The 14,973-nt window shown below is 20.4% G+C and carries 22 protein-coding genes and 2 tRNA genes; 16 read left to right on the top strand and 8 right to left on the bottom strand.

The features are described 5' to 3' along the window. Positions 1 to 15: 15 nt before the first annotated feature. The gene (locus GJU04_RS01445) at positions 16 to 663 is read left to right on the top strand and encodes an MBL fold metallo-hydrolase (RefSeq protein WP_281351265.1); all 648 of its coding nucleotides are present in this window, start codon (positions 16 to 18) and stop codon (positions 661 to 663) included. Between the two features lie 71 nt (positions 664 to 734). Here the strand turns inward: GJU04_RS01445 and GJU04_RS01440 are convergent, their stop codons facing one another. The 4 genes from GJU04_RS01440 to rmuC all read right to left on the bottom strand — a co-directional run bounded on the left by GJU04_RS01440 (position 735) and on the right by rmuC (position 5,700). After that, complete coding sequence (locus tag GJU04_RS01440) at positions 735 to 1,943, bottom strand: porin (RefSeq protein WP_168893127.1); 1,209 nt, start codon at positions 1,941 to 1,943, stop codon at positions 735 to 737. 89 nt (positions 1,944 to 2,032) lie between these two features. Next, complete coding sequence (asnS, locus tag GJU04_RS01435; RefSeq protein ID WP_168893126.1) at positions 2,033 to 3,433, bottom strand: asparagine--tRNA ligase; 1,401 nt, start codon at positions 3,431 to 3,433, stop codon at positions 2,033 to 2,035. An 88-nt stretch (positions 3,434 to 3,521) separates the two neighbouring features. After that, complete coding sequence (locus GJU04_RS01430; RefSeq protein WP_168893125.1) at positions 3,522 to 4,322, bottom strand: TatD family hydrolase; 801 nt, start codon at positions 4,320 to 4,322, stop codon at positions 3,522 to 3,524. A gap of 34 nt (positions 4,323 to 4,356) precedes the next feature. Further along, positions 4,357 to 5,700 carry a DNA recombination protein RmuC gene (gene rmuC, locus GJU04_RS01425; RefSeq protein ID WP_168893124.1) on the bottom strand — a complete coding sequence of 448 codons (1,344 nt, stop codon included), beginning with the start codon at positions 5,698 to 5,700 and terminating at the stop codon, positions 4,357 to 4,359. A gap of 140 nt (positions 5,701 to 5,840) precedes the next feature. Here rmuC and GJU04_RS01420 point away from each other — a divergent pair. Together GJU04_RS01420 and GJU04_RS01415 are read left to right on the top strand one after the other, a co-directional pair. Beyond that, positions 5,841 to 5,914, top strand: a tRNA-Ile gene (locus GJU04_RS01420). Positions 5,915 to 5,923: 9 nt separating this feature from the next. Next, a tRNA-Ala gene (locus tag GJU04_RS01415) sits at positions 5,924 to 5,997 on the top strand. Between the two features lie 15 nt (positions 5,998 to 6,012). Here the strand turns inward: GJU04_RS01415 and GJU04_RS01410 are convergent. After that, positions 6,013 to 6,255, bottom strand: coding sequence for an oxidative damage protection protein (locus tag GJU04_RS01410; RefSeq protein WP_168893123.1), 243 nt, complete (start codon positions 6,253 to 6,255; stop codon positions 6,013 to 6,015). Positions 6,256 to 6,336: 81 nt separating this feature from the next. Between GJU04_RS01410 and trmB the strand changes: the two genes are divergently transcribed. Then, on the top strand, positions 6,337 to 7,038 hold the full coding sequence (gene trmB, locus GJU04_RS01405; protein ID WP_168893122.1) for a tRNA (guanosine(46)-N7)-methyltransferase TrmB: 702 nt from the start codon (positions 6,337 to 6,339) through the stop codon (positions 7,036 to 7,038). Here trmB and hemW read toward each other — a convergent pair. From hemW to ruvX, 3 genes are read right to left on the bottom strand one after another with little or no spacing between them, the layout of a single operon-like run. Continuing rightward, positions 7,031 to 8,179: a radical SAM family heme chaperone HemW gene (gene hemW, locus GJU04_RS01400; protein WP_168893121.1), complete on the bottom strand. Its 1,149-nt coding sequence runs from the start codon at positions 8,177 to 8,179 to the stop codon at positions 7,031 to 7,033. The two genes, trmB and hemW, sit on opposite strands and share 8 nt — an antisense overlap. A gap of 10 nt (positions 8,180 to 8,189) precedes the next feature. Next, entirely contained in the window at positions 8,190 to 8,750 is a 561-nt protein-coding gene (locus GJU04_RS01395) for a hypothetical protein (RefSeq protein ID WP_168893120.1), read from the bottom strand. A 37-nt stretch (positions 8,751 to 8,787) separates the two neighbouring features. Next, the gene (gene ruvX / locus GJU04_RS01390; RefSeq protein ID WP_168893119.1) at positions 8,788 to 9,228 is read right to left on the bottom strand and encodes a Holliday junction resolvase RuvX; all 441 of its coding nucleotides are present in this window, start codon (positions 9,226 to 9,228) and stop codon (positions 8,788 to 8,790) included. 199 nt (positions 9,229 to 9,427) lie between these two features. Here ruvX and rpsJ point away from each other — a divergent pair, with 199 nt between their 5' ends. From rpsJ to rplN, 12 genes are all read left to right on the top strand, one after another. Beyond that, positions 9,428 to 9,742 carry a 30S ribosomal protein S10 gene (rpsJ, locus tag GJU04_RS01385; protein WP_168893118.1) on the top strand — a complete coding sequence of 105 codons (315 nt, stop codon included), beginning with the start codon at positions 9,428 to 9,430 and terminating at the stop codon, positions 9,740 to 9,742. A gap of 48 nt (positions 9,743 to 9,790) precedes the next feature. Next, entirely contained in the window at positions 9,791 to 10,432 is a 642-nt protein-coding gene (gene rplC, locus GJU04_RS01380) for a 50S ribosomal protein L3 (protein WP_168893117.1), read from the top strand. Positions 10,433 to 10,463: 31 nt separating this feature from the next. Continuing rightward, positions 10,464 to 11,069: a 50S ribosomal protein L4 gene (gene rplD / locus GJU04_RS01375; RefSeq protein WP_168893116.1), complete on the top strand. Its 606-nt coding sequence runs from the start codon at positions 10,464 to 10,466 to the stop codon at positions 11,067 to 11,069. Beyond that, positions 11,066 to 11,371 (top strand): 50S ribosomal protein L23, encoded by a 306-nt coding sequence (gene rplW, locus GJU04_RS01370; protein ID WP_168893115.1) that lies wholly within the window; start codon positions 11,066 to 11,068, stop codon positions 11,369 to 11,371. Before rplD ends, rplW begins: the two co-directional genes overlap by 4 nt. 18 nt (positions 11,372 to 11,389) lie before the next feature. Next, on the top strand, positions 11,390 to 12,211 hold the full coding sequence (gene rplB / locus GJU04_RS01365) for a 50S ribosomal protein L2 (RefSeq protein ID WP_168893114.1): 822 nt from the start codon (positions 11,390 to 11,392) through the stop codon (positions 12,209 to 12,211). Positions 12,212 to 12,234: 23 nt separating this feature from the next. Continuing rightward, a complete protein-coding gene (rpsS, locus tag GJU04_RS01360) occupies positions 12,235 to 12,522 on the top strand; it encodes a 30S ribosomal protein S19 (protein WP_168893113.1) in 288 nt (95 codons plus the stop codon). A gap of 42 nt (positions 12,523 to 12,564) precedes the next feature. After that, entirely contained in the window at positions 12,565 to 12,915 is a 351-nt protein-coding gene (rplV, locus tag GJU04_RS01355; protein WP_168893112.1) for a 50S ribosomal protein L22, read from the top strand. Beyond that, positions 12,915 to 13,631: a 30S ribosomal protein S3 gene (rpsC, locus tag GJU04_RS01350; protein ID WP_168893111.1), complete on the top strand. Its 717-nt coding sequence runs from the start codon at positions 12,915 to 12,917 to the stop codon at positions 13,629 to 13,631. Before rplV ends, rpsC begins: the two co-directional genes overlap by 1 nt. 17 nt (positions 13,632 to 13,648) lie before the next feature. After that, the gene (gene rplP, locus GJU04_RS01345; RefSeq protein ID WP_168893110.1) at positions 13,649 to 14,050 is read left to right on the top strand and encodes a 50S ribosomal protein L16; all 402 of its coding nucleotides are present in this window, start codon (positions 13,649 to 13,651) and stop codon (positions 14,048 to 14,050) included. Between the two features lie 12 nt (positions 14,051 to 14,062). Next, positions 14,063 to 14,278 carry a 50S ribosomal protein L29 gene (gene rpmC, locus GJU04_RS01340; protein ID WP_168893109.1) on the top strand — a complete coding sequence of 72 codons (216 nt, stop codon included), beginning with the start codon at positions 14,063 to 14,065 and terminating at the stop codon, positions 14,276 to 14,278. Beyond that, positions 14,263 to 14,517 (top strand): 30S ribosomal protein S17, encoded by a 255-nt coding sequence (rpsQ, locus tag GJU04_RS01335; protein ID WP_168893108.1) that lies wholly within the window; start codon positions 14,263 to 14,265, stop codon positions 14,515 to 14,517. Before rpmC ends, rpsQ begins: the two co-directional genes overlap by 16 nt. A gap of 73 nt (positions 14,518 to 14,590) precedes the next feature. Next, positions 14,591 to 14,962: a 50S ribosomal protein L14 gene (gene rplN / locus GJU04_RS01330; protein WP_168893107.1), complete on the top strand. Its 372-nt coding sequence runs from the start codon at positions 14,591 to 14,593 to the stop codon at positions 14,960 to 14,962. Positions 14,963 to 14,973 lie beyond the last annotated feature (11 nt).

The following is a 14,973-nucleotide window of genomic DNA, read 5'->3' as shown; positions in this document are numbered from 1 at the left end:
TTAATATTAATAATTATGAATTATATAGTGATCCCCGTTACAAAGTTGAATCAGAATTGTTATGTAATATGGTGTAAAAAAACATTGAATGCTGCTCTTATTGATCCAGGAGGTGAATATTTAAAAATTCTAAAAATTTTAAATAAATATAAGTTAAATATAGTCAAAATTTTAATAACTCATTGTCATTTAGACCATATTGGTGCAGCTTATATTTTATCAAAGATTTTAAATGTTCCTATATTAGGTCCACATAAAAAAGATATTTTTTGGATAAAAAATATAAAATTACAAAGTACCCTTTTTCAAATACCACGTTGTATTTTTAAAAAAAATATATGGTTAAAAAATAATCAAAATATTTATATAGGAAAAATTATTTTAAAAACATATCATTGTCCTGGTCATACTCCAGGCCATGTTATTTTTTTTAATAAATTAAATAGTATTTTAATATCTGGAGATATTATATTCAGGAACAGTATAGGTAGAACAGATTTACCAAAAAGTAATTTTAATATTTTGATGAATTCTATAAAAAAAAAAATCATTTTATTAGGAATGAATACATCAGTGTTACCCGGTCATGGTAAAAAAACTAATATTTATTATGAATTAATGAATAATCCTTGGTTAATAAATTATAAAACTAACTACTTCTAAAATTTATTTTTTATAAAATTCTTAAATTTAAGAAATAGCTAGTAATTTGATAAATGTTTTATTTAAATATTTTAAAAGTTATAAACAATACCTATTCCAAAAAGATTATCTGTAAAAATATGATTTGATTTTATATATCTATCATTTTTATTTAATAAATTAATCCGATAATCAAGATAAGCAGATAAATTTTTATTAAATTTATAAATTGTATTAATTGTTACATATTTTAAAAAACTTATATTTCCACTAGCATAATGATATCCTGCTGGGATATTATTACCTTCTGATTGAACATAAGAAATAGTAGCTTTTAAATTATTATTAAATTTATATTGTCCAATAATTTCTAAATTTTTAATTTTATTAGCAAAATAAAAATTATTTCGATCTAAATATGTTAATGAATTTTTTGTTTTACTAAAAACAGTAGCTAAATAAATGTTATTTTTTTCGTATTTTGCTCCGATTGAAAAAGCATTTATATCATTATTTTTATCATTATGATTTTTTATAAAAAAAATTTTTTTTAATTCATCATTTTTGTCAATAATTTTAGAAGAATTAAAATAAGATCCTGTTATACTTACTCCTGAATTTCCTATTTTATATTTAATTGAAGCTCCCCATCCTTTTTTATTTTTTTCTTTTTCTATAAAAATATCATGATCTTTATTGTTACTTCCATTATAAAAAACATCATTTTCAGTATAAAAATGAGGACTCTTATATTGTAAAGCAATATCTAATCCTTTAATTAAACCAAAAAAATTTTTATTTCTATATGTTATAAGATTATTTGTTCTTCCAAACATAAATTTATCATTATAATTATACATTAAATCATCTATAAAAAAAGATTTCTTTTTAATAAGGGAAGTTGTGTCATATAAAATTCCATAATTTCTTCCAAAATCTATAGAACTGCTCCCATTATTAAAATTTAAACCTATAAATCCTAAACGAATTGAAGGAAAAACACTTTTATCTATTTCAGATTGATTTATTGGTAAACTATATTCAAACTGAGAATAACCAGAAATATTATTAAAAATATTTGTATTACTTTTAAAACCAAAAATCATATTTGATATAGTATTTTCATATTTTTTTGGTATATCTTCTGGGTCTTTATTAGAATAAGCTTTTTTAATATCTAAAAATCCATATAAATCTATTTTTTGTCCATTTTTATTATAAATTTCACTAGCACTAACAGTAGTAATACTACTAATTGTTAATAAAAAAGTTATTAAAAATTTTAATATATTATATTTCATAACCTTTATCCTTATTAATAATAATAATTTATATTAAATTTAAAATAAAATTTATAAAAAAAAAATTTTTTTATATTTATAAATTTTTTTTAAAATCTTGCATTATAAGGAGTTCTTGGAAATGGTATTATATCTTTAACATTATATATCCCAGTAATATATGATATTAATCTTTCAAAACCTAAACCAAATCCAGAATGAGGAATGGTACCATATTTTCTTAAATCTCGATACCACCAATAATTATTTTTATTAAGTTTTAATTCTTTTAATCTTTGATCTAGAATATCTATTCTACTTTCTCGTTGAGAACCTCCTATAATTTCTCCAATATCAGGGAATAAAACATCTATAGATGCTACAGTTTTTTTATCATTATTTAAATACATATAAAATGCTTTAATATTTTTAGGATAATTATATATTATTACTATATTATTAAAATATTTATTTGTTAAATATTTTTCATGTTCTATTAAAAGATCTTCACCCCAAGTAATTAAATGAGAAAAATTTTTTTTACAATTTGTTAAAATATTTATAGCTTCATTATATTCAATAACATTAAATTTATTTAATAAAATTTTATTTATTTTATTAAACAAATTATTATTATCTCTTTGAGATAAAAAAGAAATTTCATTTTCATGAAAAGTTAAAAAATACTTGAAAATATTTTTTAACATTTTTTCTATAAAATTAATAATATATTCTAAATTAGAAAATGCTATTTCTATTTCTAGCATCCAAAATTCTGCTAGATGACGTTTAGTATTTGAGTTTTCAGCTCTAAAGGTAGGACCAAATGTATAAACTTTAGACATAGAACAGGCATATGTTTCTAAATTTAATTGTCCTGAAACAGTTAAAAATGCTTCTTTACCAAAAAAATCTTTTTTAAAAATATTTTTATTTTTTCTATATTTTATATTTGATAAATCTAGAGTAGATACTCTAAACATTTTGCCTGATCCTTCAGTATCTAAAGTAGTAATTAAGGGAGTATTAACCCAAAAAAAATTTTCTTTATTTAAAAAATTATGTATATATAAAGCTATACTATGTTTTATTCTTGTAATACAACTAATTATTTTGGTTCGAGATCTTAAATGAGATACTTCTCTTAAATATTTTAAACTATGTTTTTTAGGAGAAATAGGATATTTTCCAGGATTATGTACCCATCCTAAAATTTCTATTTGTAATGCATGTACTTCATATTTTTGTAAATTTTTAGGAGAATATTTTAAAATACCTTTTACTTTTAAAGAACATCCACTAGTAATATTTAAAATTTCTTTTTCATAATTCTTTAATTTATTATTAGCAATAATTTGTATATCATGGATACATGATCCGTCATATAAATTAATAAAAGAAATACCTAATTTAGAATGTCTTCTATTACGGACCCAACCTCCTATAAATATTTTACTATTAATTTTTATTTTTCCAGTTATTAATTGAGATATACTAGAAATTAAATACATTATTATTTTCTCTTAATTAGTTTTTTAAATTTAAAGATTAATATTATTTTTATTATTAAATAAATTTAAGTTTATGAAAATTATAATTTCAATTATTTGTACTTAAATTTAAAATATTAAATGCATTTTTTTCTGTTTGAATATCTAAAATCGAATATTTTTCTTTTCTTAAAAAGACAATTTTCTTTAAAAGATTAGGTAATAATGAAGGTTCATTTCTACCTTTTAATTTTTTATATATTTTATCATACATACTTTTAAATAATAAAAATGGAGAATCAGTTCCAATTAATAACTTTTCTTTAGGAATTAACTTAACATCTTTTATAGAACCTATTCTATATTTTTTATTAAAAAATGATTCACTTAATCCTATTGACATATTCATATCTAAACATTTTTCTAATTCATATTTATTACCAGAAAAACAATGTATTATAATTTTAGAAATTTTATGGATCCAAAATTTTAATACATGAAAAAAAAGATTAAAAGCATTACGACAATGTAAATATATAGGCATCGCATAAGATGCAGCTAATTCAAGTTGAGTATTAAAAGTTAATAATTGTTCTTTTTTAGATGAATAATTTCTATAAAAATCTAATCCACATTCTCCTATTGCTACAATATTTTTATATTTTAAAAATTTTTCTATTTTATTAATAATATTGTTTTCCCATAAATTAGCATAATGAGGATGTATCCCTACTGTAGACCAACAATAATTTTGATATTTTTTAGTAATATTATAAGCATTTAAACTATCTTTTAGATCACATCCTATGATTAGCATACCATTTACTTTGTTTTGAATAGCTCTATTTATAATACCATCTATATCTTTTTCAAATTGTTTATTTGTTAAATTAACACTGATATCAAACATAAATATACTCTTTATATATTTTTTAAAAATTATTTCATTTTTTTTCTATAAAGTTTTTATTAATTTTATTTATTACCTTTATCCCTAAATTACGAAAATTTTCCGCTTTGGAAACTATATTTCCTTTTCCTTTAAATAATTTTTTAGTAGCTAAATTATAATTTATTTGTAATTTATTAATACTTCTTTCCAAAATAAGTATATCATCTACAAATAATCTGATTTTATCATATAATTTTGTAGCTTTACTTGCAATAACTAAAGAATTTTTATTTTGTTTATCAAAACGCCATAAATTTTCTATTGTTCTTAAAGAAATCATTAAAGTTGTAGGACTAACTAACATAATATTTAATTTTAAAGCTTCGTATAATAAATTAGGTTTATAATTAATTGCTAATGAAAATGCAGATTCTATTGGAATAAACATTATTATATAATCTAATAGTTTTAGTTTTAATAAACATTGATATTTTTTATTACTTAGTAAGTGTAAATGATTACGAATAGCTAATATATGTTCATTTAATGCTTTTTTTTGTTTATTTTTATCATTAGTATTGAAATAACGTTCATATGCTATTAAAGTCATTTTTGAATCTATAATTACCTTTTTATTATAAGGTAAATTTATAATTACATCTGGTTGTATAATTTCTTTATTTTCTAATTTTATTTTTTTTTGTGTTTCATATTCATATCCATTTCTTAATCCAGAAGATTCTAAAATTTTATTTAATACTAATTCGCCCCAAATACCTTGAATTTTATTATTTCCTTTTAAAGCATTAGTAAGATTAATCGCTTCTTGAGAGATATGTATATTTAATTTTTTTAAATTTTTAATTTCATTAGTTAATATGTTTCTTTCTAATGATTCTTGATTTAAATTTTTTTGTAATTGGTCTGTTAAAGATTCTAATTTTATATTTAAAGGATAAATAATATTTTTTATATTTTTAGTACTATATTCATCAATTCTTTTTTCACTTTTTTTTAAAATTTTATTAGCTAAATTTTGTAATTCTATATTTAAATAATGATTATTATTAATAATTAATTTTTCTTTTTTATTAAAAAAAAAGATAGTGTCATCTAATTTTGTTTGAAGTTCTTTAACTTTTATTTTTAAATTTAAAATAATTTCAATCTGATTAGAAATTAGATTATTTAAAGATTTATTTTCTATTTTTATTTTTTGTAAAAACTCTATTTTTTCTGTTTTTTTAATTAATTCAATTTCCAATTTTTTATTTTCTTTTATTTTTTTTATCAAATAATTTTTAGAAATTTGTTTTTTTTTTTTTAAATAAAAAAATATAATAGTAATTAATAAAAAATGTATAAAAAAATAAATAAAATTTTTGTAAAAAAACATTAAATTTATAACCTTATATAAAAAATATTATTATTATTTTTATTCTTTAAAAAATAAAGTTTTTTATTTAAAATAATAGCTATATTATAGTTGACATTTATTTAGAAATATGAATTAATTAAAATATATTTACTATAAATAGGCTTGTAGCTCAGATGGTTAGAGCACACCCCTGATAAGGGTGAGGTCGGTGGTTCAAATCCACTCAAGCCTACAAAAGATTGGGGCTATAGCTCAGTTTGGTAGAGCATCTGCTTTGCACGCAGAGGGTCAGCGGTTCGATCCCGCTTAGCTCCATTATTTTTAATATAATTAAGTTTTATTATTTTTGAATAAAAAATTTATCATTTCTTTTTCTAAAAAAGAAATATCTTTTTCTTTTGTCATATTTAATTTTTTTTCATTAATTAATTTAGTTTGATATAATAACCATTTACTCCAAGCATTTTTAGAAATATGATTATAAATTATTTTTCCTATATTACCTGGATATACTTTATAATTTAATTTTTTCATTTTACATTGAAAATATACACAAAAAATTTTTTTTGACATAAATTTTCTTCTATATTTTATTATTATATTAATATAATATATAATTTATTTTTTTCAAAATAATCACTTATTTTAAAAAATATGAATAATATAAAAAGTTTTGTTTGTCGTTATAGAAAATTAAAAAAATCGAAACAAATAATTTTTAATAAATATTTTCATCTTTTTAATATTTCTTATAAAAAAAAAAAATTAAATTTTATAAATATTTTTAATAATAAATTACCAATTATAATTGATATTGGTTTTGGTATAGATAATAATATTATTAATTTTGCTAGACATCATATACATTATAATTTTATTGGAATAGAAGTTTATTTACCAGGAATTATAAATTGCATCCAAAAAATAAAAAAAAATAAAATTAAAAATTTAAAATTAATTTATTATGATGCTTTTTTTGTCTTTAAAAACATGATCCCAGATGATTCAATTAAATTAATTCAATTATATTTTCCTGATCCTTGGCCAAAAATAAAACATAAAAAAAGAAGATTATTAAAAATAGATTTTTTAAAAATTATTTTTTTAAAATTAAAAAATAATGGGTTATTATATATAATAACTGATTGTTTAGATTATAGAGATGATATTAATTCAAATATAAAAAATATTAATTTTAATAATAAAAAATTTATTATTTTAAAATCTAATCAACATAAGAATATTTATAAAAATTTAAATTTTTTTTTATTAAAAACTAAGTTTTTTAATAAAGCAAAAAAAAAAAAAAGAAATATTTATTATTTAGAATATAAAAAAATTTTATTTCTTAAATAAAAATTTCTAGTAAATTATTTAAATATAAATGTCCTTTATTAGTTATAAACCAATAATCATTATTTTCTTTTAAATAATCTAATTTTAATGCTTTTTTTATTAAAAATATAATACTTATTGTATTTATCCCAGTAATTTTTATAAATTCTTTTTTACTAATTTTTTTATATAATCTTAAACGATTTAAAAAAAATTCAAATATTATTTCTTTATGTGTAATTGTTTTTATAGAATAAAAAAAATCACCATTTATATATTGTCTAATATTTTTATTTTTAATAATTCTGATAATTTTATTATCTAATAAAGTAATTTTACTATGAGAATTACAACCAATACCTAAATAATTTCCAAAGTACCAATAATTTAAATTATGTTTACATATAAATTTTTTTTTTTTTACAAAAGAAGAAATTTCATATTGTAGATATTTATGTTTAAAAAGTGTTTTTTTACCTTGTAAAAACATTTTCCATAATAAATCATCATTTAATATATTTTTAGGTTTAAATTTATCAAAAATTGTATTTTTTTCAAAAGTCAACTGATACCATGAAATATGACTAGGGTTAAATGAAATTGCTTGATATAAATCATCATAAGAATTTTTTAATGATTGACCAGGTATCCCATAAATTATATCTAAATTAAAATTTGATATATTATTTTTAATTAAAATATTAATAGCATTAATAGCATCTTCATTATTATGTAATCTTCCTAAAATTTTCAAACTTTGATTATTAAAGCTCTGAATCCCAATTGAAAAACGATTAATACCACTATTAATATAACTTTGAATTTTTTTTTCAGAAATAGAAGATGGATTTATTTCAATTGTAATTTCTACTGATTTTAAAACATGTATTTTTTTTTTTATTTTATTTAAAAGTAATAATATTAATTTTTCATTTAATAAACTTGGAGTACCTCCTCCTAAAAAAATACTTTTAATATAAATTTTTTTTTTTATAAAAAATAAAGTTTTTTCTAAATCTAGTAATAAACTATTTATATATTGTTCTTGTATTTTTGTATTTTTTTTTATAAAAATAGTTGAATAAAAATCACAATATGGACATTTTTTTAGACACCAAGGAATATGAATATATAAACTGTAATACTTATTAAAATTAATCATAATATTATATTTATATTAAAAACCAAAATTGGGGAAATAAATCCATTAATAAATTATTTAAAAAATATAAAATTATATTAGTAATTAATAAAATTATATTTATATTATAAATGTTCAAAAAATAATTTTTTTTAATATTATAAATTTGATTTATAAATATTTCTAAAAGATCATTAAAATCATTATGTCTTATATTAAAAATATTAGAAATTAAATATATTGTAATTAACCAAAAAAATAAATATCCTAAAAATTTTAATAAAGTTAAAATACTAACAAATAAATATGTATTTAAATTATAAAAAAATAAATTTTTATCTTGTATTAAAATTAATATTGGATATTTTAAAAATATTAATAATATAATTATCATAAATGATAAAAATTCATCTTTATTTTTTTGAAAAAAAAACTTTTTCAAATATTTTAAAATAAAATTTGTTAATAAAATAATATATTTTACAAAAAAATTATAATAATTATTAATGGAATAATATATCCATAATCTTAATAAAAATATAGAAATAATAATTTCTGTTAGATGTTTATAAAGACATATGATTGTTATCATAATAACCTCAAATTATATAAAATATTTTTTATTAAAATCATTTTAATTGATTATTATCAAACCAACTTTGTAAGATAATACATGCTGATAAGGAATTAATATCACTTTTTTGTAATTTTTTCCAACCTCCTTTTGAAAATAAAATATATTTAGCTTCAACTGTACTTAATCTTTCATCATGAAAAATTATTTCTATGTTAAATTTTTTTTTTATGTTAAAAGCAAAATTTTTAGCTAAAATAGTAATATATTGTTGACTACCATCCATTTTTAATGGTAACCCAACTATAATTTTTTTAGGTTTCCATTGATTAATTAAATAATCAAATTTAATCCAATTAATATTTCCTATTTTTTTATTTTTAATAACTTGTAATTTATGTGCTATCCTAATTAAACTATGTCCAACAGCAACTCCTATATTTTTAATTCCATAATCAAAAGCTAATAATGTTATATTATTATGTTTTTTATTCATATTAAGTATAAATATTCTAAATTATAGTTAATAATTAATATTATATAGTTTTTTAAATTTTATAAATGAAATATATTGATTTATTTATACTTTATAAGTCATAATAATATGATTTTTATTTTTTATAAAATCAAATAGGTCTCTCAAGATATATTTTATAGAGAGTTATTTTAATTTTTAAATAAGAGGCGCTGGTCTAATGCAGAAGAACCAAAGAATCCGTATTCGTCTAAAAGCTTTTGATCATCGCTTGATTGATCAATCAACAGCTGAAATTGTTGAAACAGCTAAACGTACTGGAGCTCAAGTTCGTGGCCCAATACCTTTACCGACTCGCAAAGAAAAGTTTACAATCTTAATTTCACCTCATGTTGATAAAGATGCAAGAGATCAATATGAAATTAGAACTCATAAACGTTTAGTTGATATTATAGAACCTACAGAAAAAACTGTAGATGCATTAATGAGATTAGATTTAGCAGCAGGAGTTGATGTACAAATAAGTTTAGGTTAATAAAATTTATTATAATTTTTTAACATATAAATAGAGTATATATAATATATGATTGGATTAATAGGTAAAAAAATGGGTATGACTAGATTTTTTACTGAAGAAGGTTTATCCATACCAATAACTGTTATACATTTTGAAACAATTCGTATTACACAAATTAAAACAATTTTAAATGATGGATATAATGCAATTCAAATGACTACAGGATTTAAAAAAACAAGTCGTATGAATAAAGCTGAAATAGGACATTTTGCAAAAGCAAAAACAAAAGCAGGATATATTTTATGGGAATATCGTTTTAAACAACATAATCCTAAAAAATTTTATGTAGGACAAAAAATAGATATTAATATTTTCAAACAAATAATAAAAGTAGATATTACAGGCATATCTAAAGGAAAAGGATTTTCAGGAACTGTAAAAAGATGGAATTTTAAAACTCAAGATGCTAGTCATGGGAACTCACTTTCACATAGGGTTCCAGGTTCTATTGGACAAAATCAAACTCCTGGAAAAGTATTTAAAGGAAAAAAAATGGCTGGACAATTAGGTAATAAAAAAATTACTATTCAAAATTTAGATATTATAAAATTAGATACTATAAAAAATTTACTACTTATAAAAGGAGCGGTTCCTGGATATACTGGAAGTAATGTTATTGTTAAACCAGCAATAAAAAATTTAATTTAATAAAACAAATATATTAATTAGGCAATTCATAATGGAAATTATAACAGAAGATACTAAAGATATAGTTATAGTTTCAGATATTATTTTTAATAGGAATTATAACAAATCATTAATACATCAATTAATAGAATCCTATAGAACAATAGGTAGACAGGGGACTAAAGCTCAAAAAACAAGAGGAGAAGTAAAAGGATCGGGTAAAAAACCATGGAAACAAAAAGGTACAGGAAAAGCTAGAGCAGGGTCTTTTAAAAGCCCTATTTGGCGTTCTGGAGGTATTACCTTTGCTGCAAAAAATAAAATATATAATAAAAAAATTAATAAAAAAATGTTTCGTAATGCATTAAAAAGTATTTTTTCAAAATTAATTAAAGAAAAAAGATTAATTTTAGTAAAAGAATTTACTATAAGTAAACCAAAAACTAAAATATTAATTGAAAAATTAAAAAAATATTTATCAACCAAAATAATGATTATTACAACATTTATTGATCAAAATTTATTTTTAGCATCCCGGAATTTATATAATGTAAAAATTAAAAATTCTATTAATATAAATCCTATTTATTTAATAAATGCTAATAAGACCATTATAACTGTTAATGCTATTAAACATATAGAAGAGATATTAAAATGATTTTTAAAGAATATGATTTTCAAATCATAAAAGGACCACATATTTCTGAAAAATCTTCCTTTGTTGCAGAAAAAACAAATACTTTAATTATAAAAGTTTTAAAAAAAGCAACAAAAATAGATATTAAAAAAGCAATAAAAAAAATTTTTAATATAAAAGTTAAAAGTGTTAATACTTTAATTGTGAAAGGTAAAAAAAAAAAAAATAAAAAATATAATTATCAACGTAATAATTGGAAAAAAGCATATATAATTTTAGACAAAAATCAAAAAATTGATTTTAATGTAAATAAAAATTTATAAGGATTAAATTTATAAAATATGACAATAAAAAAATATAAACCGACTTCTCCTGGTAGACGTCATATGATTAAAGTTATTAATCATTCTTTATATAAAGGAAAACCTCTTCCTTCTAAAATAGAAAAAAAAAATAAATCAGGAGGGAGAAATAATAACGGTCGTATTACAACTCGTCATATTGGTGGGGGGCATAAAAAATTATATCGTATTATAGATTTTAAAAGAAATAAAGATAATATTCCTGCTATAGTAGAGCGTATTGAATATGATCCAAATCGTTCTGCTAATATTGCATTAGTTAAATATAAAGATGGAGTAAAAAAATATATTTTATCTCCTAAAAATCTTAAAATTGGTGATATTGTAGAATCAGGAAAAAATGTTAATATTAAAATCGGAAATACGTTACCTTTAAGTAATATCCCTGTTGGAACTATTTTACATAATGTTGAAATGAAACCAGGTAAAGGTGGACAAATAGCTAGAGCAGCTGGTACATATGTACAATTAATTGCAAAAGAAGGTTCATATATAACTTTAAGATTAAAATCAGGAGAAATTCGTAAAATTTTATCTAATTGTAAAGCTACATTAGGAGAAATTGGAAATAATGAACATATGTTAAAATCTTTTGGTAAAGCAGGAGCCAAAAGATGGAAAGGAATCAGACCTACAGTTAGAGGAACAGCAATGAATCCTATAGACCATCCTCATGGTGGAGGAGAAGGCAAGAATTTTGGTAAACATCCTGTGACTCCATGGGGAGTACAAACTAAGGGTAAAAAAACAAGAAAGAATAAAAGAACAGAAAAATATATTATTAAACATCGTAATAAATAATATTAATAAAAGGTAAAAAAAATATGCCACGGTCTTTAAAAAAAGGTCCTTTTATTGATCAACATTTATTAAAAAAAGTTGAAAAATCAATAAAAAATAAAGATAAAAAACCATTACGTACTTGGTCTAGACGTTCAACAATTTTCCCTAATATGATTGGATTAACTATTGCTGTACATAATGGAAGACAACATATTCCAATATATATATTAGATGAAATGGTTGGACATAAATTAGGAGAATTTGCACCAACACGTACATATAGAGGGCATACAGCAGATAAAAAAATTAAAAAAACTTTAAAAAAATAAATACAATATGTATATATTACATATATTTACTTAAGGGAAAAAATGGAAATTATTGCAAAACATAAATATGCCCCTTCATCTGCACAAAAATTAAGATTAGTAGCTAATATTATTAGGGGTAATAAAATTTCTAAAGCTTTAGATATTTTAAATTTTTCTAATAAAAAATCAGCTTTTTTAATTAAAAAAGTATTAAATTCAGCAATAGCTAATGCTGAACATAATTATGGATTAGATATTGATAGTCTATTTGTATTTAAAATTTTTATAGATTTAGGCACAAATATAAAACGTATTATGCCTCGTGCAAAAGGACGTTCAGATCGTATTTTAAAATATACGAGTCATATTACTATTATATTATCAGATAATATAATTGGAGAAAAAAATTAATGGGCCAAAAAACACATCCAAATGGATTAAGATTAGGAATTACAAAAATATGGAATTCTATTTGGTTTGCAAATACTAAAAATTATGCAAATTATTTATATAGTGATTTACAAGTAAGAAAATTTTTAAATAAAAAATTGATAAAAGCTTCTGTATCCAAGATAACTATTGAAAGACCATCAAAAAGTATTAGGGTTAATATACATACTGCACGTCCTGGTATTGTAATTGGTAAAAAAGGAGAAGATGTTGAAAAACTTAGAAAAATAATTTCTAAAATTACAGGTGTTCCTGCTCAAGTAAATATAACAGAAGTTAGAAAACCAGAATTAGAAGCAAAATTAGTAGCTGATATAATAGCATCACAATTAGAAAAAAGAATAATGTTTAGAAGAGCTATGAAAAGAGCAGTACAAAATGCTATGAGATTAGGTGCTAAAGGAGTTAAGGTAGAAGTAAGTGGTCGTTTAGGTGGAGCAGAAATTGCACGAAAAGAATGGTATAGAGAAGGTAGAGTCCCGTTACATACTTTAAGAGCAGATATTGATTTTAGTTTATCAGAAGCAAATACTACTTATGGGATAATAGGAGTAAAAGTTTGGATTTTTAAAGGAGAAATATTAAAAAATAATTTTAAAAAAAAATTAATCTTTACAAAACCTATTACACATCATCCTCAATCTTATAGATTGCAACGTAATAAAGGACGTAAATAAAAAAGGGGTTTGAAATAATGTTACAACCAAAACGTACAAAATTTAAAAAAATGCATAAAGGGAGAAATCGGGGTATTATTGTAGGAATGAATATTAATTTTGGAATCTATGCTATTAAAGCAATAAATAGAGGGAGAATTACTTCTAAACAAATAGAATCAGCAAGAAGAGCTATTAGTCATTCGATGAAAAGACAAGGAAAGATATGGATTAGAATTTTTCCAGATAAACCTATAACAGAAAAACCCTTAGAAGTTAGAATGGGAAAAGGAAAAGGAAATGTAGAATATTGGGTTGCTTTAATACAACCTGGTAGAATTTTATATGAAATAGATGGAGTTTCTGAAATAATAGCACGTAAAGCACTTAAATTAGGTGCCGCAAAATTACCAATTAAAACTATTTTTCTAATAAAGTAAAATAAATCTTATATGAAAATACATGATATTATAAAAAAAAATAATAAAGATTTACACAATGAATTATTAAGTTTATCTAGAGAACAATTTAATTTAAAAATACAATTAACATCAGGTAATTTAAAACAGACTCATTTACTTAAAAAATCTAGAAGAAATATTGCAAAAATAAAAACAATTTTATCACAAAGAAAAAGAAAGATTATAAAATTATGCAAAAAAAAATAAAAATTTTAAAAGGAAAAGTAATAAGTAATAAAATGCAAAAATCAATAATTGTAAATATTAATAGATTAATAAAACATCCTATATATGGGAAATATGTTAATCGTACAACAAAATTACATGTTCATGATGAAAAAAATATATGTAATATTGGTGATTTTGTTGAAATTAAAGAATGTCGCCCATTATCCAAAACTAAATCTTGGATTCTAGTTAATATAATAAAAAAATCAATAATTTAATAAAAAATCTATATTTATTAATATAAATAAAATTTAAAATTTTAATTTTTTTAAAAAATAGAGATATTAATATATGATACAAGAACATACTATGCTAAATATAGCAGATAATTCTGGTGCTAGAAGTGTTATGTGTATAAAAGTCCTAGGAGGATCACGACGTCGTTATGCCAATATTGGAGATATAATTAAAGTTACTGTAAAGGATGCTATTCCTAGAGGAAAAGTTAAAAAAGGGGATGTATTAAAAGCAGTAATTGTTAGAACTAAAAAAGGGATAAGACGTTCCGATGGATCTATAATAAGATTTGACCATAATTCATGTGTATTATTAAACGATAGTAATGAACAATTAATAGGAACAAGAATTTTTGGTCCTATTACTAGAGAATTAAGGCATGAAAAATTTATGAAAATTATTTCATTAGCTCCTGAAGTTATTTAATTCAATAAAGA

The sequence above is a fragment of the Enterobacteriaceae endosymbiont of Donacia marginata genome (assembly GCF_012567685.1).
Lineage (GTDB): Bacteria > Pseudomonadota > Gammaproteobacteria > Enterobacterales > Enterobacteriaceae.
Note: the sequence above shows the minus strand (reverse complement) of the source record. Positions and strands in the feature narration are given on the sequence as shown.